The sequence below is a fragment of the Mesorhizobium sp. WSM4810 genome (assembly GCF_055811235.1).
Map to the genome: position 1 here is coordinate 1 of NZ_JBVVQV010000002.1, position 25,208 is coordinate 25,208.

The window sequence follows — 25,208 nt, forward strand, 5'->3', positions numbered from 1 at the left end:
CGCCTTGGGGATCAGCCGGTATTTGAACTGAGCATCGCCAGGCGCCAGAAGATGCGCAACGCGCTCAAGTGCGCCAAAGGGAAGTCCATCCTCGATCCGGGAGATCAGCCCGAAAGGCGACCGCGCCGCCACCTCTTTAACGGGCAGCCCCAACACGTCGGCGACATTTCCGAGCGCTAGCATATCACTCTCCATTCCATGTGAGGCAATAATTAGCCTCACATGATGCGTCATGCAAGCCACCCGTTCAATCTGCGGCCTGTCTGCGAATACGAGAGCGTAACCGCAGGCGCAGAGAACGGCGATGCGTTCATCCTCTCTCTAATCCCGATCCGGGTTTGGATAGGTAGAGCCATCGTGCCAGTCACGATCATGCGAATACCGGTCCGAACCCGGCGGTTGCGACGATGCAGTCGCGCCCCCTGTTCTTTGCCACATAGAGATTCTGATCAGCGCGCAGCAAGATGTCATCCAAGATTTGGCCTGGTCCGTGCAGGCAAATCCCGATGCTGACGGTGATTTCTCGGTCCTCGATGCCGACTGCCCGTCTGACATCGCGCATGTTCTGTCTGATCCGCTCGGCCACTTCCAATGTCTTGTCGCGGCCAGCTTCGACCAGGAACACAGCGAACTCCTCGCCGCCGATGCGCGCCGCCAAGTCGCTTTCCCGAATCGAGCTGCGAATAACGCTGCCCATCTCCTGGAGGACGGCATCGCCGATGGCATGACCAAAGGTGTCGTTGATGGATTTGAAATGGTCGGCGTCCATGAACAGCACGGCGCCTTCCTTGAAGGCCTCGGAACCCACGATTGCCTCGGCCTCCTCAAAGAAGGTTTTCCTGTTGGCGAGGCTTGTGAGGTGGTCGATGCGTGCTGCCCGGTCGAGCTTGGCGGCCATCAAGGCGAGATTCAACTGCTGTCTCAGGAAGAAATAGCCGAGCGGAAATCCAACCGCGACGGTGATGACCGTTGTCAAAAACAAGTCCAAGAGGAGGCGGTCGGCAAAGAAGATACCATAGAAAACGAGGGTGAGAGTATCCGCACCGATGATGGCCGCCAAAACCACGACGCAGGTCTGCCTGAACAGCGAGAGCTTCCCGAAGCGTGTCAGAAAATAATGTGATGCCGTCATTCCGCCAACTGCCTTTGGGTAAACCCTAACCCGTGAGTGGTAAACACAAGTTACAACTAGCGGCAGCAATTTGGACACAACCCGCACGTCAGATCCTACACATTGCGCGAAAACCCTTGCACCTCGTGGGAAGTTGGGAAGGGCAATAGCCTGCAGCGGATCGCATGATATTGATGCAAGTCAATGGGGTATCCTTACTAAACCCTACGTTGTGGTCGATGGGATCGACGGCGCTTTCTCTGCAACGAGCAGGTTGCGCCGCTTTTGTTGAAGATGTCGGGCGTCGAAGCGGGGCGCTGCGTCGGCTGATGAATTCCACGACTTGGCGGAAGAACCGCTTCAAGCATTCGCTTCCGGCAGGAAATCTTTCGTCGATTCCACTTTGCCACAATGTCTTAATCCGCCTTTAAGCAACCACGGGTAACATCTTTTGTGAGCTTCGGTATGTCTTGATGGGCGACGGACATGAACAGCGCGGAAACTGGGACAATAGCTATAAAGCGGCGCAATACGCGTCAGCTAAAACGCAAATTACACCAGTTTCGAGAACCGTCCGGAACGTCCGCGATCGAATTCGCACTGCTTGCGCCCTTTTTTATCCTGCTTCTGCTCGGCATGGTTGCATATGGCATTTATTTTGGCGCCAGCACTCCGTGCAGCAGATCGCAGCGGACGCCGCACGCACGGCGATTGCCGGGCTGAACGAAGTTGAGCGCCAGGCGCTGGTGACCAGTTTCGTCACCACCAATGCCGCGGGATATCCATTCGTCGATTCCGACAAGCTGACCTACCAGGCCAAGGACAGCACCGCCGACGGAAACCAGTTCGTCGTGTCCATCCAATATGATGCCCGCAACCTGCCGGTCTGGAATCTGTTCCCGGCACTGCCCATGCCTGGCACCACGATCTCAGGCCAGTCGACAATCCGGGTCGGAGGCATCTGAATGTCGCAAACTTTGGCGGGCAGGGTCGGCCGGGTCGCCCGCTCGATGCTTGGCGACCTGACGGCGAACTTCGCCGTCATGACGGCGCTGTGCGCACCGTTCGCGCTGGCGCTGGCCGCCTTCGCCATCGATGAAGGCTCGATCTATGTGGAGCGCCGGGAAGCCCAAGCAATGACCGATCTGGCGGCAATCACCGCCGCCTCCAACATCAACAACATTGAAGCCGCGGTGGTGACCACGCTCGGCGACAACGGAATGCCGGGTATCGTTGTTCAGAAGGCAGAGCAGACGATCACCCCTGCCCTTGGAAAAACTATCGTGTCGGTCACCCCCGGCCGATATTCAGCAGAGTCGTCGCTCGGCGTCGACAAGCGCTTCAAGGCCGGCAAAACGCCCTACAACGCCGTCCATGTCACGCTGAAAAAGGTTCCTGCCCGCTATTTCGCGAGTTCGCTTATCCCTACGCCGGTGATCGGCACCCAAGCCGTGGCCAGCATAGCGCCGCAGGCGATGTTCTCGGTCGGGTCCAGGCTTCTCAGCGTCAATGGCGGCATCCTCAACGCTCTTCTCAGCAAGTTCCTGGGCGGCAACATCGCGCTCAGCGTCATGGACTACAACGCTCTGATCGCTGCCGACGTGAACCTGCTTTCGTTCATCGATGCCCTTGCCGTTGAGATGCAGCTGACGGGTGTCAGCTATTCGGAGGTGCTGGCTTCGAAAGCGACGGTGGGCGAGATAGCGACCGCCATGGCTAATGTTTCACCCGTTGGCAGCACCAGCAAGCTGGCTTTGCAGACAATCGCGTCAAGGACCACCAACACGGTCAAGATACCGCTCAATCATCTTGTCGATCTTGGTTCAATGGGCCAGTTGGGCCTCGGGCAAAAGTCGCCCGGCTTTTCGGTCGACGCCAGTGCCATGGGCATGCTGACCACCGCTGCTGCACTGGCCAACGGCTCGAAGCAGGTCGAGCTCAATCTCGGAGCCGCCATTCCGGGGCTTGCCTCCACCACGCTTGCCATTGCAATCGGCGAACCTGCACAATTCTCGCCATGGCTGACAATCGGCGAGAAGGGTGCTGTGGTGCGTACGGCGCAGACGCGGATCAAGCTGGTGGCGTCCGTCGGCGGCAGCAATGCGACTCTCGGTGGCGGCATCAGCCTGCTGGCCGTCAAACTGCCGTTGCATGTCGAGGTGGCCTCTGCCGAAGCCAAGCTGACCGACATCAGCTGCCCGACGGGGCACCCCGACAGTTTGAAAGTTACCATTGCCGCACGTCCGGGCCTTGCCTCGCTGCACCTTGGCGCCAGCGATGCCGATAACAGCCCCTCCGCCTTCGCCGATTTCAGCAACCCACAGTCGTTTCAAAATGCCGAAATCGCGCAGGTCAGCGTGAAGCTTCTGTTTCTCACCCTCAATCTGATCGGCGTGAATGGTTCTGCAGCCGTTGAGATCGCCAACAACGATCCGACGATCTTGATCTTCAACAGCACCGACATCGCAAGCAAGACGATAAAGAACGCCTCGACGAAGAACCTGACGCAATCTCTCACCACGTCGCTGGTAAACAATTTGTCGCTTTCGGTCAGTGCGCTGGGCCTCGGGCTTGATGTAACCGCCTTGCTCGGAACCGTGAAGCCGGCAGTGGTGGCGCTGCTGAACGGCGTGACGGCGCCGGTCGACGAATTGGTTTACAACGTGCTTGGGGCACTGGGCGTGCGCGTCGGCGAGGCCGATGTCCGGGTCATGGGCGCGACTTGCGGGCGCTCTGTGCTTGTTCAGTGAGTTGGAGAGATCAGTCGGCTCGTCCGAGAAAGCAGCCCAACGGCGGCAGCGACAGAATCTTTTCCTGCAAGGCGGCACCAGCGCCAAGGTCGATCGTCTCTGCGACATCCGTACCCTGCGGCAACGGCCAGTTGGCCGGCTCCTCGGCGAAGTTGAAAACGCACAGCAGCTTCTCGCCGCCGCCTTCGCGAATGAAGGCAAGCACTTCGCCCTCGGCATCGAGAAAACGGATCGAACCTTGTACCAGCGCCGCATGCCGCTTGCGCAACGCCAGCATCGCCCGATAGCTGGCCAGAACTGACTTTTCCTCGCCGTTCTGGATATCGACCGCGCGGGCGCGATGGCTTTCCGGGATTGGAAGCCACGGCCTGCCGATTGAAAAGCCGGCATTGTTGGCGCCCTTCTTCCACACCATCGGCGTGCGGCAGCCATCCCTGCCCTTGAACCCCGGCCAGAAGCGGATGCCGTAAGGATCGCGCAGATCCTCGAACGCCAATTCCGCCTCCTCCAGCCCGAGTTCCTCACCCTGATAGAGGCAGATCGATCCACGCAGGCATGACAGCAGTGCGATGGAGAACTTCGCCGTCCTTTCCGGGTCGCCGCCGGACCTTGTCCATCGCGTCACATGGCGAACGACATCGTGGTTGGAAAACGCCCAGCAGACCCAGCCGTCGGAGACAGCACTCTCGAACGCTTCGACGCAGCCACGCACATGCGCCGCCGAGAATTGCGGACCGAGCAGGTCGAATGTGTAGCACATGTCGAGCTTGTCGCCGCCGCTGGTGTAGGCGGCGAGCGTCTGCAACGAACGGGCTTCGTCGCCGACCTCGCCGACAGCGACGCGGCCCTCATATTCGTCGAGCAACGCCCGAAACCGCTTGAGGAAAGCCAGGTTTTCGGGCTGCGTCTTGTCAAACAAATGCTCCTGATAGAGGTACGGATTGGTTTCGGTGTTGGTGCCTGCGACGCTTGACGCCAGGGGCGGGTTGCTGCGCAGCCAGCGGTCATGGACATAGTAGTTGACGGTATCGAGGCGAAACCCGTCGACGCCGCGCTCCAGCCAAAACCGCACCGTTTCCAGCAGAGCGTCCTGAACCTCCGGATTGTGGAAATTGAGGTCCGGCTGCGAGGCGAGGAAATTGTGCATGTAATATTGCCTGCGGGTCGCGTCCCACTCCCAGGCTGGGCCGCCGAAGACCGACAGCCAATTGTTGGGCGCGGTGCCGTCGGGCCTCGGATCGGCCCAGACATACCAATCCGCCCTGGGGTTATCGCGGCTCGTACGGCTTTCGATGAACCATTCGTGCCGGTCGGACGAATGCGACAGGACCTGGTCGATAATGACTTTCAGGCCGAGACGGTGCGCCTCGGCGACCACCGCATCGAAATCCTCTGATGTGCCGAACATCGGATCGACGGCTGTATAGTCGGATACGTCGTAGCCCATATCGGCCATCGGCGACTTGAAGAAGGGCGACAGCCAGACGGCGTCAGCGCCAAGCGATGCGACATGCGCCAGCCTCGATGTGATACCACGCAGATCGCCACTGCCGTCCCCCGTCGTGTCCCGGAAGGAGCGCGGGTAGATCTGGTAGATGACGCAGCCGCGCCACCACTCGGCGTGGTCACTTGCCACTCGGGTTCTCCTTTATCTGAGCCTGCGCGGCTTCGTGTTCGATCATGAAAATCACCGTTCGTCCCGGCACCGGCCGTGAAATTCCGGCTGCGCCGTCCGATGCTTCGATGGCTGGCTGCCAGCGAAATCCGTCGCGCTCCGGCAGCGTGAACATACATGCCCGGCGATCGCCATTGATGACAACGGCAAGGCGGCGATCATCGGTGCCGAGCATCATGACCAGGCGGTACCGCGCCGGATCGTGCCAGCCTGCCTTGTCGAGCGGCGTGCCGGTTTCAGTGAGCCAGACCGCGTCCGGTTGTTCTGATCCGGGCGGCGGCTCTCCAGTCAGGAAGCGCGTGTCGGAAAGCGCCGGCACGCAACGACGCATCGCGGCGAGCAAAACGGCGTATTGTTCCAGCGCCCGATCGCGCCCGGACCAGTCGAGCCAGGTGATCTCGTTGTCCTGCGCATAGGCGTTGTTGTTGCCCTTCTGGGTGCGGCCGAATTCGTCTCCGGCGGTCAGCATGATCGTGCCGCGTGAGGCAAACAGCGTGGCCAGAAGCGCACATCGGTCATCGAAACGTGCCGTAACGATCGCCCGGTCGCCGGTCTCGCCCTCGACGCCATTGTTCCAGGACAGATTGTCGTCGTGGCCATCGCGGTTCTGCTCGCCATTGGCCTCATTGTGCTTGTGCTCGTAGGCAACAATGTCGGCCAGCGTCATGCCGTCATGCGCGGCGATGAAATTGACGCTGCGGCTCGTCTGCTGGCCTGGCTTGGCAAACACGTCGGACGAGCCGGCAAGCCGGGTGGCGAGCGCGCCGACCATCCCGCTGTCGCCGCGCCAGAACCGGCGGATGTCGTCGCGATATCTGTCGTTCCATTCGAGGAAGCGCGGCGGAAAATTGCCAAGCTGATACCCGTCCGGGCCGATATCCCATGGCTCGGCGATGAGCACCCGGTCGCCAAGGAGCGGATCATCCCGAATAGCCATGAGCAGTGGCGCAGCGGCGTCGAACGCGCCATCGACCCGGCCCAGAATGGGCGCCAGATCGAAGCGGAAACCATCGACGCCGGCATGGCGGACAAAGTGACGAAGCGTGTCGAGGACCATTTCCCTGACGACCGGATGATCACAAGCGACGGTGTTGCCGGTGCCGGTGTCGTTGATCAAGCTGCCGTCCGGCCGATGCCGGTAGTAGGCGCGGCTGTCGAGGCCGCGCAGCGACAGCGTCGGTCCAAGCCTGTCGCTTTCGCCGGTGTGGTTGAAGACAAGATCGAGGATGACGCCGATGCCGGCCCCACGCAGCGTGGCAACCGTCTGCCGCAATTCCGCGAGACCGCCGAGCGCGAGGCGCGGGTCGAGCGCCATGAAGGTCACGGGATTGTAGCCCCAGGCATTGCGCAGCCCGAGCGGCGGCAAATGCCGCTCGTCGATCGATGCCGTCACCGGCATCAGTTCGACCGCCCCGACCCCGAGTTTTTTCAGATGCTCGACGGTAGCCGGATGGGCAAGGGCTGCAACCGTCCCGCGCTGGTGCTTCGGGATGTCGGGATGCAGCATGGTGAAGGCGCGCATCGGCACTTCATAGATCAGGCCGCCGGGCTGGAACAGCGGCGGCAAGGCAGGCACCGGCTGTGGCAGGGTGGCAGCAACCGCCTTCGGCAGCAGCGGCGCGGTATCGGCGCCCCCGCCCCGGCGCGCGGCGAGCCTGACGTCATAGACATAAGGCCTGTCGATTTCGACGGCATAGGGGTCGACCAGCAGCTTGTCGGGATCGAACCAAAGCCCATTCTCGGGCGTATAATCGCCATCGGCGCGAAATCCGTATCGAGTGCCGGCGGCGAGGCCGGCAACGAAAAGCGCGTGAACGCCCTCGCCTTCCGGCTGGAGTTCGAGCCGGTCGATCTCCCTCTCCCCCTGCTCATCGAAGATCGAGACCCAGAGCCGGGCGGCCGCGGACGACCATGCGGCAAAGCGGATGCCGCCGCGGGTGACGGTGGCACCGAGTGAGTTCATACGGCGACCCCTTCTCCCCTTGTGGGAGAAGGTGGATCGGCGCGCAGCGCCGAGACGGATGAGGGGTGCTGGAAGAAACGAGGCATGGGCGATTCGAGCAAAGGTGTGCGCCAAGCTGGAGCACCCCTCATCCGACCGAGCTTCGCTCGGCCACCTTGTCCCACAAGGGGAGAAGGGGGAGCTTCGCAACGCAGGCCGAACTCAGACGGCCGGCTGTCAACCAAACTCAAGTAATCACGCTCGGGTTGGCGCGGCCGGTATGGCTGCGAATCCCGGCGATATCTTCGGCTGCCGCAATCAGGTCGGCAAGCGCCTCCTGCGTGTCGAGATCGTGCCTGGACCTGTCCGGCTCGTAGCGCTCGATATAGACGCGCAGCGTCGCCCCCGAGGTACCGGTGCCGGAGAGACGGAAGACGACGCGCGATCCGCCTTCGAACAGCACCCTGATGCCCTGGTTCTTGGCTATCGAGCCGTCGACCGGGTCGTGATAGGCGAAATCGTCGGCGCTGGCGATCTTCATGCCGCGCACGCTGGTGCCGGGCAAGGAAGCGAGCCTGGCCCGCAATTGGTCGACCAGCGCATTGGCGCGGTCGGTCTCGACCTCCTCGTAGTCATGGCGTGAGTAGTAATTGCGGCCATAGGCGGCCCAGTGCTCGGTGACGATCTGCTTGGCGCTTTCGCCGCGGGCAGCGAGGATATTGAGCCACAAAAGCACGGCCCACAGCCCGTCCTTTTCGCGGACATGGTTGGAGCCGGTTCCGGCACTTTCCTCGCCGCAGATCGTCGCCATGTCGGCATCGAGCAGATTGCCAAAGAATTTCCAGCCGGTCGGCGTTTCATAGATGCCGATGCCGAGCTTTTCGGCGACGCGGTCGGCTGCACCGCTGGTCGGCATTGAGCGGGCGATGCCTTTCAGCCCGGCCTTGTAGCCCGGCGCCAGATGAGCATTGGCGGCGAGCATAGCCACCGAATCCGACGGGGTGACGAAAATGCCCTTGCCGATGATCAGGTTGCGGTCGCCGTCGCCGTCGGAAGCGGCGCCGAAATCTGGGGCATCCGGTCCCATCATCTCGTCATAGAGGTGCTTTGCGTGGACCAGGTTCGGGTCTGGGTGGTGGCCGCCGAAATCCGGCAGGGGAACGAAGTTGCGGGCGGTGCCTTTCGGCGCGCCGAGCCGATTTTCCAGGATCTCCTTGGCATAGGGACCAGTCACGGCATGCATAGCGTCGAAGCGCATGCGGAAGCCTGACTTGAACAGCCCACGCAACGCATCGAAATCGAACAGATCTTCCATCAGCTCGGCATAGTCGGCGACCGGGTCGATCACCTCGACGGTCATGCCGCCCGCCTCGACGGTACCGATCGTGTCGAGGTCAACCGTGCCGATATCGGCGGTCTTGAAGCTCGAAATCACCTTGGTCTTGGCGAAGATCGCGTCGGTCAGCTTTTCCGCTGCCGGGCCGCCATTGCCGGCATTGTATTTGATACCGAAATCCTCGTGCGGGCCGCCCGGATTGTGGCTGGCCGACAGGATGATGCCGCCGAAGGTGTTGTATTTGCGAATGACGTTGGAAGCGGCCGGCGTCGACAGGATGCCGCCCTGCCCGACCATCACCTTGCCGAAACCGTTTGCCGCGGCCATGGCGATGGCCTTCTGGATGACCTCGCGGTTGTAAAAGCGGCCGTCGCCGCCAATCACCAGCGTCTTGCCCTCGAACCCGTCCAGCGCATCGAAAATCGACTGGATGAAGTTCTCGGCATAGTGCTCCTGCTGGAACACCGGCACTTTCTTGCGCAGCCCGGATGTGCCGGGCTTCTGGTCGAGATAAGGTTTGGTGGCGACGGTGCGTATCATGCGTCAAGCCCTTTTCGAAAGCAGCAAGCGATAGAGTTCGAGGTATTTTTCTGCGCTTTTATCCCACGACACATCCGCCTTCATGCCTTGCCGCTGCATCGACGTCCAGATCGCAGGGTTGGCGTGCGCCGCGACCAGCCGACGGATGGAGTGCAGCAAGGCGCCGGCATCGGCGGGTGCGAACTGGAAGCCGGTCGCCACACCTGCCGAAATCGCCGCTTCATTGGCGTCGATGATGGTGTCGGCAAGACCGCCGGTGCGGGCGACGACCGGCACGCAGCCATAGCGCAGGCCGTAAAGCTGCGTCAGTCCGCAAGGCTCGAAGCGCGACGGGATGATGATTGCGTCACAGCCGCCCTGCATGGTGTGGGAAAGCGCCTCGTCATAACCGACGACGACGCCGATGCGACCGCGATGGCGGGCGGCGGCGGCCAGCAGCGCGCCTTCGAGGCCGGCGTCGCCGGACCCCAGGATCGCCAGGCGGGCACCCCTCGCAACAATCCCGTCGACGACCGTTGCCAGTATGTCCATTCCCTTCTGCCAGGTGAGCCGGCTGATCACGCAAACGATCGGACTGTCGTCGCGGTCAAGGTTGAAACGAGCCTCGACGGCGGTCCGGTTGGGGTGCCGCGCCTTCAATGTCCTGGCCGTGTAGCTGGAGACCAGATGCTTGTCGGTTTCAGGGTTCCATATCTCGGTGTCGATGCCGTTGACGATGCCATAGAGATCGACGGACCGCATGTTGATGAGGCCATCGAGCCCCATGCCGAATTCCGGCGAGCGGATCTCCTGCGCATAGGTCGGGCTGACTGTGGTGATGGCCCAGGCGGCCTGCAGGCCAGCCTTGAGGAAACCGACGCCGCCATAATATTCGACGCCGTCGAGCGCCATGGCCGCCGCCGGCAGGCCAAGTTCGCCAAAGATGCCGGCGCCGAACTGGCCCTGGAAAGCGAGATTGTGGACGGTGATCATAGACGGCGTGCCGACCGCCTTGCCGTAGCGCATATACGCAAGCGTCATCGCCGATTGCCAGTCATGGGCATGGACGATGTCCGGCTGGTAGCCCGAGACGGCGCCGCCGGCGATGTCGCCGCCAACCTGGCTCAGGGCCGCGAAACGCCGCCAATTGTCCGGCCAGTCGGCGCCGGTGGCATTGCCATAGGGGCCGCCGGGGCGATCGAACAGATGCGGCGCGTCGAGCACGAACAGGTCGAGCCCGGCGATCTGGACGGCGTGGACCGAAGCCTTGCCGCCTTGCAGCAGCGGATAGTGGTGAACGGGTTTTTTCTTCTTGAAGGCATCCATGATCTGGGGATAGCCGGGAACAAGCGTGCGCATCGCCACGCCCTTGCCGGCGAGCGCGATGGGCAACGCGCCGGTCACGTCGGCAAGCCCGCCAGTCTTGATCAGAGGGAATATTTCGGGCGTGACCGACAGGACCTGCATTCACGACAGCCCCAGTTTGTCGATCATGGCCTGCGTGACGAGGCAGATGCCCTTTTCGGAAACGCGGAAGCGCTTGGCGTCGAGGACGGGATCCTCGCCGACCACGAGCCCTTCGGGAATCCTGACGCCATGATCGATCACCACGCGCTTCAATCTCGCGCTGCGGCCGACCTGGCAGTCGGGCAGCATGACCACGTCCTCAAGCGTCGAATAGGAGTTGATGCGCGCGCCGGTGAAGATCAGGCTTCGCTTCAGCGACGCGCCTGAGACGATGCAATCGCCCGAGACCAGCGAGGATACCGCCGAGCCACGGCGACCATCTTCGTCATGCACGAACTTTGCCGGCGGCTTCAGCTCGGCATAGGTCCAGATCGGCCAGTCGCGGTCGTAGAGGTCGAGCTCGGGCGTGATGTCGGTGAGGTCGATATTGGCTTCCCAATAGGCGTCGACGGTCCCGACATCGCGCCAGTAGGCTTCGTTCTCGGCAGTCGAGCGCACGCAGGATTTGGCGAAGCGATGGGCGATCGCCTTGCCGTGCTCGACGACATAGGGAATGATGTCCTTGCCGAAGTCGCGGCTTGAGCCCGGTTCGGCCGCGTCGCGGCGCAGCTGCTCCATCAGGAATTTGGTCTTGAACACGTAGATGCCCATCGACGCCAGGGCAAAATCGGGCTTGTCGGGAATGCCGGGCGGATCGGCGGGTTTCTCGATGAAGGAGATGATGGTGTCCTTCTTGTCGACGTGCATGACGCCGAAGCCGGTCGCCTCCATGCGCGGCACTTCGAGGCAGCCGACGGTGACGTCGGCGCCGGCGTCGACATGCTGGCGAAGCATCAGCTCATAGTCCATCTTGTAGACGTGGTCGCCGGCCAGGATGACCATGTATTCGGGCCCGTAGGCCTCGATGATGTCGATGTTCTGGTAGACGGCATCGGCGGTCCCCTCATACCATTGCGTTTCCGATACGCGCTGGCTGGCCGGCAGGATGTCGAAGCTCTCGTTACGCTCGGGCCGCAGGAAGTTCCAGCCGCGCTGCAGGTGGCGGATCAGCGAGTGCGCCTTGTACTGGGTGGCGACGCCGAGGCGGCGAATACCGGAATTGAGCGCATTGGACAGCGCAAAATCGATGATGCGCGTCTTGCCGCCGAAATAGACCGCCGGCTTGGCGCGGCGGTCGGTCAATTCCTTGAGGCGGCTGCCACGGCCGCCGGCCAGAACATAGGCCATGGCATCGCGCGCCAGCGGCTGGGTCCGTTTCATCTCTACCATTTTTATCCTCCCAAGTTACGCGCTGCGAGACATCGCCTAGTCCGGAGCAAATTCGAGCATGATCGTCGACAGCGGCGGCAACAGCATCGTCGCCGAGATGCCTCCTGCTTCCTTCCGAGCCTCGACGGCACCGTCATTGCCCTTGCCGGAACCGCCATAGTCGGAGGCGTCCGTGTTGATGATCTCGCGCCATCTTCCAGCCATTGGCAACGGCACGCGGTAATTGTCGCGCGGCACCGGCGTAAAATTGGAGATGACGGCGACCGGGTTTCCGCCCGGCGCGCTGCGCAGCCAGGCAAAGACCGAGTTGGCGCTGTCGTCGACGATCAGCCAGGAAAAGCCCTCCGGTTCGCAATCGCGCGCATGCAACGCCGGCCGTGAGCGGTAGAGATAGTTGAGATCGCGCACCGTCTGCCGGACGCCGCGGTGGGCCCGGAAATCGAGCAGGTTCCAGTCGAGTGCGCGCGCCTCGCTCCACTCGCGGCGCTGGGCGAATTCCTGCCCCATGAACAACAGCTTCTTGCCGGGGTAGCCCCACATGAAGGCGTAGTAGGCGCGCAGCGTCGCGAATTTCTGCCAGTCGTCGCCGGCCATCTTGCCAAGCAGCGTCCCCTTGCCGTGCACGACCTCGTCATGGGAGAGCGGCAGCACGAAATTCTCTGAGAAGGCGTAGACCAGGCCGAAGGTGATGTCGCCGTGGTGATGCTTGCGAAAAATCGGCTCCTTGGAGAAATACTCCAGCGTGTCGTGCATGAAGCCCATGTTCCACTTGAAGCCGAAACCCAGCCCGCCCTCATGCACCGGCTGCGAAACTTTTGGCCATGAGGTCGATTCCTCGGCGATCGTCATCACACCCGGATGATGACCATAGACTTCCTTGTTCATCCTCTGGAGGAAGCTGACCGCCTCGAGGTTTTCGCGCCCGCCTTTTTCGTTGGGAATCCATTCGCCGGCCTTGCGCGAATAGTCGAGGTAGAGCATCGAGGCGACGGCATCGACGCGCAAACCGTCGACATGGTATTTTTCGGCCCAGAACAGCGCATTGTTGACCAGGAACGAGACCACCTCGCGCCGGCCGAAATTGTAGATTGCGGTGTTCCAGTCGGGATGGAAGCCCTTGCGCGGGTCGGCATGCTCATAGAGCGCGGTGCCGTCGAAATTGGCCAGGCCATGCGCGTCCACCGGAAAATGCGCCGGCACCCAGTCCAGGATGACGCCGATGCCGGCGCGGTGGGCGCCGTCGACGAACCGGGCAAAACCGTCCGGATCGCCGAAGCGGGCCGACGGCGCATAGAGGCCCGTCGTCTGATAGCCCCAGGACGGATCATAGGGATGTTCGGAGATCGGCATGAATTCGATATGGGTGAAACCCGTGTCGACGACATACGGGATCAGCCGGTCGGCAAGCTCGTCCCATGACAGGAAGCTGCCGTCGTCGTGAAGCTGCCAGGAGCCGGCATGGACCTCATAGATCGACACCGCCTCGCGGCGGGCGTCGGCGTTGCGCCAGAAATTGCGGTGCGCCTCGTCACCCCATTGATGCGCCGGCGGAAGCGCCGTCACCGAAGCGGTGGCCGGTCGCAGTTCGGACTTGAAAGCGAACGGATCGGCCTTCAGCGGCAGCCTCACGCCATCGGGCCCGATGATCTCGTATTTGTATGGCCGTCCGGCGCCGATGTCGGGGATGAACAACTCCCAGATGCCGGTGTCGCGGCGGACGCGCATCGTATGCCTGCGCCCGTCCCATTCGTTGAAGTCGCCGACCACCGAAACGCGCCTTGCATTGGGCGCCCAGACGGCGAAATGCACGCCGGACGCACCCTCGTGATCGATGAGATGCGCACCGAGCTTGTCGAACAGTCTGAGGTGCGAACCTTCGGCGATGTAATAGTCGTCCAGCGGACCCAGCACCGGACCGAACGAATAGGGATCGGTCAGCCACCAGTCGCCGCCGGCATTGCGTGCGTGATAGCGCAGCGGCAGTCGCTTTCTGAGCGACAGGCTGCCCTCGAAGAAGCCGGCTTCGTCGCGCCTGGCGAGTTCGCCGGCTTTCTTGCCGGTCAGCGTGTAGGCAGTGACGAACTCGGCATGAGGGACGAAGCAGCGGGCGACAAAGCCCTTGTCGACCTCGTGCACACCGAGGACAGCGAAAGGATCACCATGCGTGCCGGCGACAATTGCCGCGACATCGCCGGCTGACGCCAGTCCATCCGGCCCGCTTGTCGCAGCGGTCGCGCGCGGCTTCCTCATCAGGCAGTGACCCTCCCCGGACCACGTTGTTCGTGGCCTCATGCAATCATATCAGACGGGCACGTTCCAGATTTCTTTCGCATATTGGCGGATCGTGCGATCGGACGAGAACCAGCCGACGCGGGCGACATTGCGGATTGCCTTGGCGTACCAATCCGGGCTGTCGCGCCAGACGGCGTCGACATCGCGCTGGGTTGACGCGTAGGCATCGAAATCCGCAGCGACCATGAACCAGTCGCTCTGATAGAGGCCGTTCATCAGGTCGCGATAGCGTTCCGGATCGTCAGGCGAAAAGACGCCCGTCGAAACGGCGGCCACGGCCTGCGCCAGTTCGGGAGAGGCTTCGATCACCGTTCGCGGATCGTAGCCGTTGCTGCGCCGCTCGGCGACCTCTTCGGTGGTCAGGCCGAAAATGAAAATGTTGTCGTCGCCGACGCATTCCTTGATCTCGACATTGGCGCCGTCGAGCGTGCCGATGGTCAGCGCACCGTTCAGCGCGAACTTCATGTTGCCGGTGCCGGAGGCTTCCATCCCGGCGGTCGATATCTGCTCCGAAAGATCGGCGGCCGGCATCATGATCTCGGCCAGGCTGACATTGTAGTTCGGCACGAACACCACTTTGAGCAAGCCGCGAACGGCCGGGTCGCGGTTGATGACTTTGGCGACGTCGTTGGCGAGCTTGATGATCAGCTTGGCATTGTGATAGCTGGGCGCCGCCTTGCCGCCGAAGAACTTGACGCGCGGCATCCAACTGCGCTCGGGATGGGAGCGGATCTGGTCGTAGAGCGCGACTGTTTCGAGGATGTTCAGGAGCTGGCGCTTGTATTCGTGGATGCGCTTGATCTGGATGTCGAACAACGCCGAGGGATCAATCCTGATGCCGAGGCGGTCGGCGACGAGATTGGCAAGCTTGGCCTTGTTCGCCCGCTTGACTGCGGCGAACTTGTCGCGGAAGGCGGCGTCGTCAGCAAAGGCATCGAGCTCCTTGATCGCGTCTATATCGTCGAGGAAGCGGTCGCCGATCGCTTCGCGGGTAAGCGCGGTGAGACCGGGATTGCACTGGATCAGCCAGCGCCGCGGCGTGATGCCGTTGGTCTTGTTGTTGATGCGGTCGGGGTAGAGCCGGTGGAGCTCGGCAAACACCGTTTCCTTCATCAGCTCGGTGTGAAGGGCAGAGACGCCGTTGATCGAGTGCGAGCCGACAAAGGCCAGATTGCCCATGCGCACCCGGCGCTCGCCGTTTTCCTGTATCAGCGAGATCTGGCTGATCTGCTCGTCAGAAAACTGCTCGGAGGCGCGCGCCTCCAGCAGCACTTCGGCGTTGATGGCGTAGACGATCTGCATGTGGCGCGGCAACAGCCGCTCGAACAGCGGCACCGGCCAGCTTTCGAGCGCTTCGGGGAGCAGCGTATGATTGGTATAGCCGAAGGTCCGCTTGGTGATACTCCAGGCCTGGTCGAAATCCATGCCGTGGACATCCATCAACAGGCGCAGCAGCTCGGCCACCGCAATGGCCGGATGGGTATCGTTCAGATGGATCGCCGCTTTGTCGGGCAGCGACTGCAGGTCGCCATACTGGCTGAGATGACGCTGAATGATGTCCTGCAACGATGCGGTAGAAAAGAAATACTCTTGCCTGAGCCGCAGCTCCTGACCGGCCTTGTGGGAATCAGCAGGGTAAAGGACGCGCGACAAGGCATCGGCCTTGTTGCTTTCGGCGAGCGCACCGATGTGATCGCCGGCGTTGAACTTGTCGAGCAGTATCGGATCGATCGGCATGCCGGACCAGAGCCGCAGCGTGTTGACGCGGTTGGCCCGCCAGCCAACCACCGGCGTATCGTAGGCAACCGCCAAAACGTGTTCGATCGGTTTCCAGACGTGGCGCTCAAGCCTGCCGTCCTTTGAGGTGATCGAATCCACCGAGCCGCCGAAGCCGACCTCGAAGGCGCGTTCGCGCCGCTCGAACTCCCAGGGGTTGCCGTGATCGAGCCAGGTCTCGGGCAGCTCAACCTGCCAGCCGTCATGGATTTCCTGACGAAACATGCCGTTGGCGTAGCGAATGCCATAGCCATGCGCGGGGATGCCGACGGTTGCCATGCTTTCCATGAAGCAGGCGGCGAGCCGGCCGAGACCACCATTGCCAAGCGCTGCATCTGGTTCAAGGGCGGCGATGAGGTCAAGGTCGACGCCGAGAGACCGCAGCGCTTCGCGCATATTGTCCATCAGCCCGAGATTGGAGAAGGCGTCGCGCATCAGGCGACCGATGAGGAATTCCAGGGAGAGGTAATAGACGCGCTTTTCCTGATGGGCGTAGGCCTCTTGCGTCGCCTGCATCCAATGATCGACGATATGGTCGCGCACGACCTTGATCGAGGCGGTGAGCCAGTCATATTGCGTCGCGACGCTGGTCCCCTTGCCGAGCCTGTATTTGAGGGCCTTCAAGACTTCCTCGGCAAGCGCCTTGGGATCGGAGTTTTCGAGAATGGGAGCTTCGGTCGTTATCGCGTGCGTCATGCTGCCTCTTGTGCGGTTGCCAAGATCATACCGGCTTTCACCATTCCTCCCAGCCCATGCTAGCTCATATTGTTAAGCGTTCAATCGAGTTAGATTGCCGCGGGGAAGCTTACCCTGCGGCAGTTTAGCAACTTAAAGTGCGTCGCGTTTGGGCCTCTGCGAGGCACCTTGCTTTGGGCGACATGCATCAGGCCGCCAGTGCCGCCTCCGGCGGAAGCTTCGCTCCGGTCATGAAGGCGACGGCGTCAGACATCGTATATTGCTTGGGATCGATGACACAGAGGCGACGGCCCAGCCGATGGATGTGAATGCGGTCGGCCACCTCGAAGACATGCGGCATGTTGTGGGAGATCAGCACGATCGGCAGGCCGCGCTTCTTTACGTCGAGGATCAGTTCGAGCACGCGGCGGCTCTCCTTGACGCCTAACGCCGCCGTCGGCTCATCCATGATGACCATCTTCGAGCCGAAGGCGGCGGCGCGCGCCACCGCCACGCCCTGGCGTTGGCCGCCCGAGAGCGTTTCCACGGCCTGGCTGATGTTCTGGATGGTCATCAGGCCAAGTTCGGTGAGCTTGTCGCGGGCGCGCTTTTCCATTGCCGGGCGGTCGAGCATGCGCAGCCAGTCGCCCAGAAAACCCGGTTTGCGGATCTCGCGACCGAGGAACATGTTGTCGGCGATCGACAGCGCCGGCGACAGCGCCAGGTTCTGGTAGACGGTTTCGATGCCGGCTTCGCGGGCTTCGATGGGCGACTTGAAGAGCACCTGCTTGCCGTCCAACTCGATGATCCCCTCGTCCGGGACAACGGCGCCCGAGATCGCCTTGATCAGCGTCGACTTGCCGGCTCCATTGTCGCCGATCACGGCGAGGATCTCTCCCGGATAGAGATCGAAGTCGCAGCTGTTCAGTGCGGTGACGCGGCCGTAGCGCTTGACGAGGCCGCGCGCGGTGAGGATGGGCTCCTGGGTCATGGTTACACCGAAACCTTTCTGATCCACTGGTCGATCGCCACGGCGCCGATGATCAGCACACCGGTGAGCAGCACTTTCCATTGCGGATCGGCGCCCAGCATGTTGAGGCCCATCGAAACGACGCCGACGATCATCGCGCCGAACAGCGTGCCCAGAATAGAGCCGCGCCCGCCGAAGAGGGAAATGCCGCCGATCACCGTCGCGGTGATCGCCTGCAAATTGTAGTCGGTGACGGCAGCGGACGGCGAGATCGAGCCGTTGCGGCCGATGGAGACCCAGGCAGCGAAAGCGGCGATCAGCCCGGCAAGCGTGTAGACCGAGATCAGCACCTTCTTGGTCTGGATGCCCGACAGCTTCGCTGCCTCCGGATCGTCGCCGACAGCGTAGACATGACGGCCCCATGCCGTGTGATTGAGCACGTACCACAAGAACAGCACCAGCACGACCATGGCAATGACGCCGAACGTCAGCACCGCCGTGCCGACCTTGAAGTTCAGGCCAAACAGATGCAGCAGCGGGGCCTGGGCGTCGACGTCGGCGTCACGGATCGTCTCATTGGCCGAATAGATGAAGTTCGTGGCCATGACGATGTTCCAGGTGCCGAGCGTGACGATGAAGGGCGGCAGCTTCATGTAGGCGACCAGCAGCCCGTTGAGCAGCCCGCAGGCCGCGCCGGCGGCAAGCCCGATCACCACGGCAAGCAAGGTCGGCAGGCCATAGGTGACCGCGCAATTGCCCATGATCACGGCCGAAATCACCATGATCACGCCGATTGACAGGTCGATGCCGGCTGTCAGGATGACCAGCGTCTGCGCGGCGCCGAGAATACCGACGATGGCGATCTGCTGCAGGATCAGCGTCAGCGTGTAGGACGAAAAGAACCGTCCTCCGATCGTGACGCCAAAGACAGCGATCGACAGGACCAGCACGATCAGCGGCACCGCAGCCGGAGTGGAATGCAGGAAATGCTGGATGCGCTTGACGAGCGACGTGCCATGCTCGTCAAAAGCAGCAACGCTTGTCTCGCTGTTCGCGAGAGCCTTTTCGAATTCCTGAACCTGAGACATGTTTCCTCCCATGAGGCTTCAGCTACGCGCCGACGCCCGTCCAACCGTTCCCGATCTGCCGCCGGAATTGTTCGCGCTTGCGATTTCCGCATCGTCCACCCGAAGCGGCCGGGGATCAAGCCCCTGGCCGCTTCGGTCTGTTGCCTGTCAGACCGGCATCAGCCCCAGCACTTGGCGAGGCCTTCCTTGGTGTCGATGGACTTCACGCCCTCCGCGGGCTTGTCGGTCACGAGGTTGACGCCGGTGTCGAAGAAATCCTTGCCTTCGGTCGGCTTGGGCTTCGTCCCGTCCTTGGCGTAAGCGGCGATCGCTTCGATGCCGAGTGCCGCCATCTGCAGCGGATATTGCTGTGAGGTCGCACCGATCACGCCCTCGGCGACCGACTTCACGCCGGGGCAGCCGCCATCGACCGACACGATCAGCACATTGCCTTCGAGACCCACGGCCTTGAGCGCCTGGTAGGCGCCGACGGCTGCCGGCTCGTTGATGGTGTGGATGACGTTGATGCCAGGATCCTTCTGGAGGAGGTTCTCCATTGCCTTGCGGCCGCCTTCCTCGTTGCCGTTGGTGACGTCGTGGCCGACGATACGCGGATCATCCTCATCGCCGATCTTGTTGGGGTCCTTCACGTCGATACCGTAGCCCATCATGAAGCCCTGGTCGCGCAGGACGTCTACCGTCGGCTGCGAGGGCGTCAGGTCGAGGAAGCCGATCCTGGCATCCTTCGCCTTGTCGCCGAGCGTCGCTGCGGCCCAGGCACCAATCAGCTTGCCGGCCTCCAGATTGTCGGTCGCAAAGGTCGCGTCGGCGGCGTCGAGCGGATCAAGCGGCGTGTCCAGCGCGATCACCAGCAGACCGGCGTCACGTGCCTTCTTCACCGCCGGGACGATGCCCTTGGTATCCGACGCGGTGATCAGGATGCCCTTGGCGCCGTCGGCGATGCAGCTTTCGATCGCCGCCACCTGGCTCTCGCTGTCGCCATCGATCTTGCCGGCGTAGGCTTTGAGTTCGACGCCGAGTTCCTTGGCCTTGGCGCTCGCGCCTTCCTTCATCTTGACGAAGAACGGGTTGGTGTCGGTCTTGGTGATCAGGCAGGCGCCGACATCGGCGGCGGACGCAGCCGTGGTGAATGCCATCAGACCCAGTCCGGCCGCGGCAAAAACGGTGGATCTTAGCAGTGCTGTCTTGGTCACGATTTTCCTCCCAGTGGGACCAGTTCGGATGCCGGCCAACCGGCATCGCATGAGCATCCAGCGACTTCTCCCAACGTGGACGCTTGCCCCAAGAGAATACCAGACTGAGGGTCCTGTCAATAATTAAATCACTCTTATTTATTATTGACAGCGTGGCGTCGGTCACTCATTCTGGCCAAAAGCATTAAGGGAAACGACGGAGGAGAAGGGGTGGAGACCGGCATACCAAGGCACGGTTCGCCCGAGGCAGCCAAAAGCCGCATGCACCGCGGCACCAACCAGAGCGGCATGCGGGACCACAATGAGCGGCTGGTGCTGTCGCTGGTGCGTCAGCACGGCAGCCTGGCGAAGTCCGACATTGCGCGCATGACCGGACTTTCGGCCCAGACCGTTTCGGTCATCATGCGCGAGCTCGAGGAGGACAACCTTCTTGTCCGCCAGGCGCCGCTGCGCGGCAAGATCGGCCAACCTTCCATTCCGATGGCGCTCAATCCCGATGGCGCCTATTTCATCGGCCTGAAGATCGGCCGTCGTAGCGCCGAACTCGTTCTGATCGATTTTCTCGGCAATGTGCGTTCGATGCTGCAGCATTCCTACCGCTATCCGGCACCGCGCGAGACGGTCGAGTTCGTCACCTCCGGCATGAAGACGATGCGCGGCGAACTCACCCCGGCGCAGGACAAGCGCATTGCCGGACTTGGCATTGCCATGCCGTTCGAATTGTGGAGCTGGGCCGATACGGCAGGTGCGCCGCGCGACGTCATGGACGAATGGCGCCACCGAGACATCCGCGCCGACATCCAGGCACAGTGCGAATTCCCCGTCTACCTGCAAAATGACGCCACCTCTGCCTGCGGCGCCGAACTGGTGTTCGGCAAAGCGGGCACGGCACGCGACTTCGTCTATTTCTATATCGGTGCCTTCGCCGGCGGCGGCATCGTGCTGAACGGTCACCTTTTCGGCGGACCGACCGGCAATGCCGGCGCGCTGGGTTCGATGCCGGTGCCTGGACCGGACGGCAAGCCGACCCAATTGATCGGCGTGGCGTCGATCGCCATGCTGGAAAAGGCACTCAACGCGCGCGGCGTCGAAGCCTCACATCTGTGGACGTCACCGGAGGATTGGGGCGAAATCGGCGTCGAGCTCGACGATTGGATCGCCTGCGCCTCGCAGGCGCTCGCCTATGCCATTGTGGCGGCGTCATCGGTTATCGATTTCGAGGCGGCGGTGATCGACGGATGGATGCCGAAGGCCGTGCGGCGCCGGCTCGTCGATGCCGTTATCGATGCTATCGGCAAGATCGACGGTGAAGGCCTGAAGCTTCCGGCCGTGCGCGAGGGGACTGTCGGCATTCATGCACGTGCCCTGGGCGGTGCCAGCCTGCCGCTTTCCGAGCGCTTCCTCATCGGCTCGACCACGATTTCCAGGAGTGCCTGAGCGATGCTGATCGGAATCCCGGTGCTGCTCGGTCCACAGCTGCTGGCGACGCTGCGTGCCATGGGTCATGGCGACGAGATCGCCCTTGTCGACGGAAACTACCCGGCGAAAGAGCAGGCACACCGGCTCATCCGCGCCGACGGTCATCATCTTGCTCCGATGCTCGACGCCATCCTCAGCGTATTGCCTGTCGATGACGCGGTGCCGGAGGCGCTGTTTCGCGCCTCGGTCAAAGGTGATCCCCTGCTTTCCGATCCCGTTCATCATGAGATGGAGGCGATCTGCGCCGAGCGTGCTCCGGGCCGCAAGGTGGTTGCGCTTGCCGGCGCCGACTTCTATCAACGGGTCAGGTCCGCACACGCGATCGTCGCGACAAGCGAGCCGCGGCTCTACGCCAACATCATCATCCGCAAGGGTGTGATCTATCCGCCGGAGACCAGGAAATCATGATCCTCTGTTGCGGCGAAGCCCTGATCGACATGCTGCCACGCACCACGACTGAGGGCGAGCCGGCCTTTGCCCCTTATGTCGGCGGCGCGGTGTTCAACACGGCAATAGCGCTCGGCCGGCTGGGAGCGCCCGCCGGTTTCTTTTCCGGCCTGTCGACGGATCTGTTCGGCAGCCAGTTCAAGGACGCGCTGAGGGCAAGCCAAGTCAGTTCCACCTATGCGCACACATCGCCCCGGCCGACCACGCTCGCCTTCGTGCGGCTGGACAACGGCCAGGCGACCTACACGTTCTACGATGAAAACACAGCCGGACGGATGCTGACCATCGACGATCTGCCGAAACTTGGCAGCGAGATCGAAGCCATGCTGTTCGGCGCCATCAGCCTGATCTCGGAGCCGGCCGGATCCGCCTACGAGGAATTCATGCGGCGCGAGCACAGCCGCCGCGTCATGATGCTCGACCCCAACATTCGGCCAAACTTCATCACGGACAAGGCCAGGCATCTCAGGCGCATCCGCTCGATGATGGCCATGGCCGACATCGTAAAACTGTCGGACGAGGACCTCAACTGGTTCGGCGAAGCCGGCTCGCATGAGGACGTCGTCCGCAACTGGCTGGGTCGCGGTCCGACGCTGATCGTCGTCACCCATGGCAGCGAAGGCGCCGTCGGCTACACCAGCGATCACAAGGTAACGGCCGTGCCGGACAAGGTCGAGGTGGTCGATACGGTCGGGGCCGGCGACACGTTCAACGCCGGCATCCTGGCCTCGCTGCACGAGCAAGGCCTGCTGTCAAAGGAGGCGATCGCCAATCTGTCGGAAGACGCCATCCACCAGGCGCTGGCGCTTGGCGCCAAGGCTGCGGCGGTAACCGTGTCGCGCGCCGGCGCCAATCCGCCCTGGCGGCATGAAATCGCCTGATTGGACGGCGATGCGCTGAGGATGCGCTAACATCGATCACTTTATGTTTCGCCCAGCCGAGCGCGTGCGACACCAAGGCCGTGTCGTGCGCAACAAAGCCCCGGATTTTCCGGCGTCTGATAGGGACCTGTCGGACTGAGAGGTAACAGGCTGCGACATTTGAGCAATTCGTCGATTGGTCCGTGCAGCTTTCTCGGCCGCGCCAAGTCTGATACCAGCGGCCGGTTATCTGGCTAGTCCCCGTTCTGAGGCCGACATGCAGTTCATCGATCTAGGCGCGCAGCGCGAACGAATCCGCGACAGGCTGAAAGCCGCCATCGACCGCGTCGTCGACGAGGGTCGCTACATTCTCGGACCTGAGGTCACCGAATTCGAAAACAAGCTCGCTGCCTATGTCGGCACCAAGCATGTCGTAGCCTGCGCCAACGGCACCGACGCACTGCTGCTGCCGCTGTTTGCGGCCGGCATCGGTCCAGGTGACGCGGTGTTCGTGCCCAGCTTCACCTTCGCCGCCACGGCGGAAGTGGTGGCGCTGGCCAAGGCCGAGCCGGTTTTCGTCGATGTCGATCCGCAGACCTACAATATCGACATCGCCAGCCTCGAAGCCGCCATCGCCATGATCAAGGCGGAAGGCCGGCTGAAGCCAAGAGCGATCATCCCCGTCGACCTGTTCGGGCTCGCCGCCGATTACGAGGCGATCATGGCCATCGCCAACCGCGAAGGGCTGATGGTGATCGAAGATGCCGCCCAGGCAATCGGCGGCTCGAGCGACGGCAAGATGCTGGGTTCGTTCGGCGCGGTCGGCTCGACCAGCTTCTACCCGGCAAAACCGCTCGGCTGCTATGGCGACGGCGGCGCGATGTTCACCAATGACGATGCGCTGGCCGAGCAACTTCGCTCGTTCGCCTTCCACGGCAAGGGCGAAACCCAATATGACAATGTCCGCGTCGGCATCAATTCGCGGCTCGACACTCTGCAGGCGGCGATCCTGATCGAGAAGCTGGCCATTCTCGAAGACGAGATGGTTGCCCGGCAAGCGGTCGCCAATCGGTATGCCGAAGGCCTCGGCGATATCGTCAAGGCGGCGCGCAATCTGGACGGCGGCCGTTCGGCCTGGGCGCAATATGCCATCGAGACGCCGAAGCGCGACGGGCTGAAGGCGCATCTCGGGGAAAAAGGCATCCCGTCGGTGATCTATTATGTGAAGCCGCTGCACAGCCAGGTCGCCTACCGCGACTATCCGCGCACGCCGACAGGTCTTGCCGTTTCTGAGGAGCTGCCGAAGCGTATCCTGTGCCTGCCCATGCATCCCTATCTGAGCGAGGCCGACCAGGACCGGATCATCGAGACCATTCGGAACTATATCGGCTCGAATTCGGCGCAAATCGCCGCCGCGTAGGCGCGCACCCTTGAGGGGAGATGGCCGGCAGGCCAGAGGGGGTCGCCATGCGTGAAGCGCCGACTTTCCCTCTTTCGTTTCCATATGCGTCGCACCTGCTGAGGCGACCCCTCTGTCGCCTTCGGCGACATCTCCCCCTCAAGGCGGGAGATTACTGGCCCGCGCTCTTGCCGCTGGCGATGAAATGCGGATTGGCAAAATCCACGTCATCGCTCTGGTTGCGCTTGCCGTAGGCCAGCGGCTGACCGTCGAGCGAGCGCGTCATCCCGCCTGCGGCGCGCAGCACCGCGTCACCCGCCGCGGTGTCCCATTCCATGGTGCGGCCGAAGCGCGGGTAGACGTCGGCCTCGGCGCCGGCGACAAGACAGAATTTCAGCGACGAGCCGACCGAGACGATCTCGGCAGCGCCCACCGTGCGGATATAGGCTTCGGTCTCCGGCGTGTTGTGGGACCGGCTGGCGACGACGGTCAGTGGCGCCACGCCCGTTCTGGCAGAAATCGGCCGACGGCCGATGATCTGGTAATCGCCATTGATATCGATTGCTTCCGCCCTGCCCGGCCGGCCGGAAAAGAAGCGTCCGGTGCACGGCGCAAAGACCACACCGATCTCCGGCACGCCGTGGCGAACGAGCGCGATGTTGACGGTGAAGTCGGTCCTGCGATTGACGAATTCCTTGGTTCCGTCGAGTGGATCCACCAGGAAGAAGGCGTCGTCGACATCGGGCGGCACGATGCCGGCCGATGCCTCTTCCTCAGCCACGCAAGGGATATCAGGGAACGCCGCGCGCAGCCCGGCGAGAATGATCTTTTCGCTCTCGCGATCGGCTTCGGTCACTGGCGAGCTGTCAGATTTCTGGTCGACCGCGCAGCCGGCATCAAAAACACGCATCACCTCTCGCCCCGCCGCCAGGGCAAGGCGCTCGAACACCCCGAGCATCG

At 62.4% G+C, this 25,208-nt stretch carries 17 protein-coding genes and 2 pseudogenes; 6 read left to right on the forward strand and 13 right to left on the reverse strand.

Annotation, left to right across the window (positions count from 1 at the left end):
- Both AC0L3O_RS02775 and AC0L3O_RS02780 read right to left on the reverse strand, forming a co-directional pair.
- A pseudogene (locus AC0L3O_RS02775) lies at nt 1–183 on the reverse strand (antitoxin); the annotation flags it as partial.
- Between the two features lie 187 nt (nt 184–370).
- Complete coding sequence (locus AC0L3O_RS02780; RefSeq protein WP_473614745.1) at nt 371–1,066, reverse strand: GGDEF domain-containing protein; 696 nt, start codon at nt 1,064–1,066, stop codon at nt 371–373.
- A gap of 531 nt (nt 1,067–1,597) precedes the next feature.
- Between AC0L3O_RS02780 and AC0L3O_RS02785 the strand changes: the two are divergent.
- Both AC0L3O_RS02785 and AC0L3O_RS02790 read left to right on the forward strand, forming a co-directional pair.
- Nucleotides 1,598–2,076: pseudogene (locus AC0L3O_RS02785) on the forward strand (TadE family protein).
- A complete protein-coding gene (locus AC0L3O_RS02790) occupies nt 2,077–3,861 on the forward strand; it encodes a pilus assembly protein TadG-related protein (protein WP_473533843.1) in 1,785 nt (594 codons plus the stop codon).
- A gap of 10 nt (nt 3,862–3,871) precedes the next feature.
- Here the strand turns inward: AC0L3O_RS02790 and bglA are convergent, their stop codons facing one another.
- The 10 genes from bglA to AC0L3O_RS02840 all read right to left on the reverse strand — a co-directional run bounded on the left by bglA (nt 3,872) and on the right by AC0L3O_RS02840 (nt 20,006).
- Nucleotides 3,872–5,497, reverse strand: coding sequence for a beta-galactosidase BglA (gene bglA / locus AC0L3O_RS02795; protein WP_473614746.1), 1,626 nt, complete (start codon nt 5,495–5,497; stop codon nt 3,872–3,874).
- Nucleotides 5,487–7,499: a glycogen debranching protein GlgX gene (glgX, locus tag AC0L3O_RS02800; RefSeq protein WP_473533845.1), complete on the reverse strand. Its 2,013-nt coding sequence runs from the start codon at nt 7,497–7,499 to the stop codon at nt 5,487–5,489. Before glgX ends, bglA begins: the two co-directional genes overlap by 11 nt.
- A 226-nt stretch (nt 7,500–7,725) precedes the next feature.
- Nucleotides 7,726–9,354, reverse strand: coding sequence for an alpha-D-glucose phosphate-specific phosphoglucomutase (locus AC0L3O_RS02805; RefSeq protein WP_473614747.1), 1,629 nt, complete (start codon nt 9,352–9,354; stop codon nt 7,726–7,728).
- A 3-nt stretch (nt 9,355–9,357) separates the two neighbouring features.
- Nucleotides 9,358–10,800, reverse strand: coding sequence for a glycogen synthase GlgA (glgA, locus tag AC0L3O_RS02810; protein ID WP_473614749.1), 1,443 nt, complete (start codon nt 10,798–10,800; stop codon nt 9,358–9,360).
- Nucleotides 10,801–12,069 carry a glucose-1-phosphate adenylyltransferase gene (gene glgC, locus AC0L3O_RS02815; RefSeq protein WP_473475118.1) on the reverse strand — a complete coding sequence of 423 codons (1,269 nt, stop codon included), beginning with the start codon at nt 12,067–12,069 and terminating at the stop codon, nt 10,801–10,803.
- Between the two features lie 36 nt (nt 12,070–12,105).
- On the reverse strand, nt 12,106–14,319 hold the full coding sequence (gene glgB / locus AC0L3O_RS02820; RefSeq protein ID WP_473614750.1) for a 1,4-alpha-glucan branching protein GlgB: 2,214 nt from the start codon (nt 14,317–14,319) through the stop codon (nt 12,106–12,108).
- Between the two features lie 51 nt (nt 14,320–14,370).
- Nucleotides 14,371–16,833, reverse strand: a complete 2,463-nt coding sequence (locus AC0L3O_RS02825; protein ID WP_023802797.1) for a glycogen/starch/alpha-glucan phosphorylase — start codon at nt 16,831–16,833, stop codon at nt 14,371–14,373.
- Between the two features lie 187 nt (nt 16,834–17,020).
- Nucleotides 17,021–17,803, reverse strand: a complete 783-nt coding sequence (locus tag AC0L3O_RS02830; protein ID WP_023802796.1) for an ATP-binding cassette domain-containing protein — start codon at nt 17,801–17,803, stop codon at nt 17,021–17,023.
- A 2-nt stretch (nt 17,804–17,805) separates the two neighbouring features.
- Nucleotides 17,806–18,870, reverse strand: coding sequence for an ABC transporter permease (locus tag AC0L3O_RS02835; RefSeq protein ID WP_128167623.1), 1,065 nt, complete (start codon nt 18,868–18,870; stop codon nt 17,806–17,808).
- Between the two features lie 158 nt (nt 18,871–19,028).
- Nucleotides 19,029–20,006: a substrate-binding domain-containing protein gene (locus tag AC0L3O_RS02840; RefSeq protein ID WP_473615001.1), complete on the reverse strand. Its 978-nt coding sequence runs from the start codon at nt 20,004–20,006 to the stop codon at nt 19,029–19,031.
- Between the two features lie 267 nt (nt 20,007–20,273).
- Here AC0L3O_RS02840 and AC0L3O_RS02845 point away from each other — a divergent pair, with 267 nt between their 5' ends.
- From AC0L3O_RS02845 to AC0L3O_RS02860, 4 genes are all read left to right on the forward strand, one after another.
- Nucleotides 20,274–21,500, forward strand: coding sequence for an ROK family transcriptional regulator (locus AC0L3O_RS02845; protein ID WP_128167624.1), 1,227 nt, complete (start codon nt 20,274–20,276; stop codon nt 21,498–21,500).
- Nucleotides 21,501–21,503: 3 nt separating this feature from the next.
- On the forward strand, nt 21,504–21,950 hold the full coding sequence (locus AC0L3O_RS02850) for an RbsD/FucU family protein (RefSeq protein ID WP_128167625.1): 447 nt from the start codon (nt 21,504–21,506) through the stop codon (nt 21,948–21,950).
- Nucleotides 21,947–22,870: a carbohydrate kinase family protein gene (locus AC0L3O_RS02855; RefSeq protein ID WP_473614752.1), complete on the forward strand. Its 924-nt coding sequence runs from the start codon at nt 21,947–21,949 to the stop codon at nt 22,868–22,870. Before AC0L3O_RS02850 ends, AC0L3O_RS02855 begins: the two co-directional genes overlap by 4 nt.
- A 256-nt stretch (nt 22,871–23,126) precedes the next feature.
- Nucleotides 23,127–24,269, forward strand: coding sequence for a DegT/DnrJ/EryC1/StrS family aminotransferase (locus AC0L3O_RS02860; protein WP_473614754.1), 1,143 nt, complete (start codon nt 23,127–23,129; stop codon nt 24,267–24,269).
- 151 nt (nt 24,270–24,420) lie between these two features.
- Here AC0L3O_RS02860 and cysQ read toward each other — a convergent pair whose 3' ends face one another.
- Entirely contained in the window at nt 24,421–25,206 is a 786-nt protein-coding gene (gene cysQ / locus AC0L3O_RS02865; RefSeq protein ID WP_473615002.1) for a 3'(2'),5'-bisphosphate nucleotidase CysQ, read from the reverse strand.
- Between the last annotated feature and the right edge of the window lie 2 nt (nt 25,207–25,208).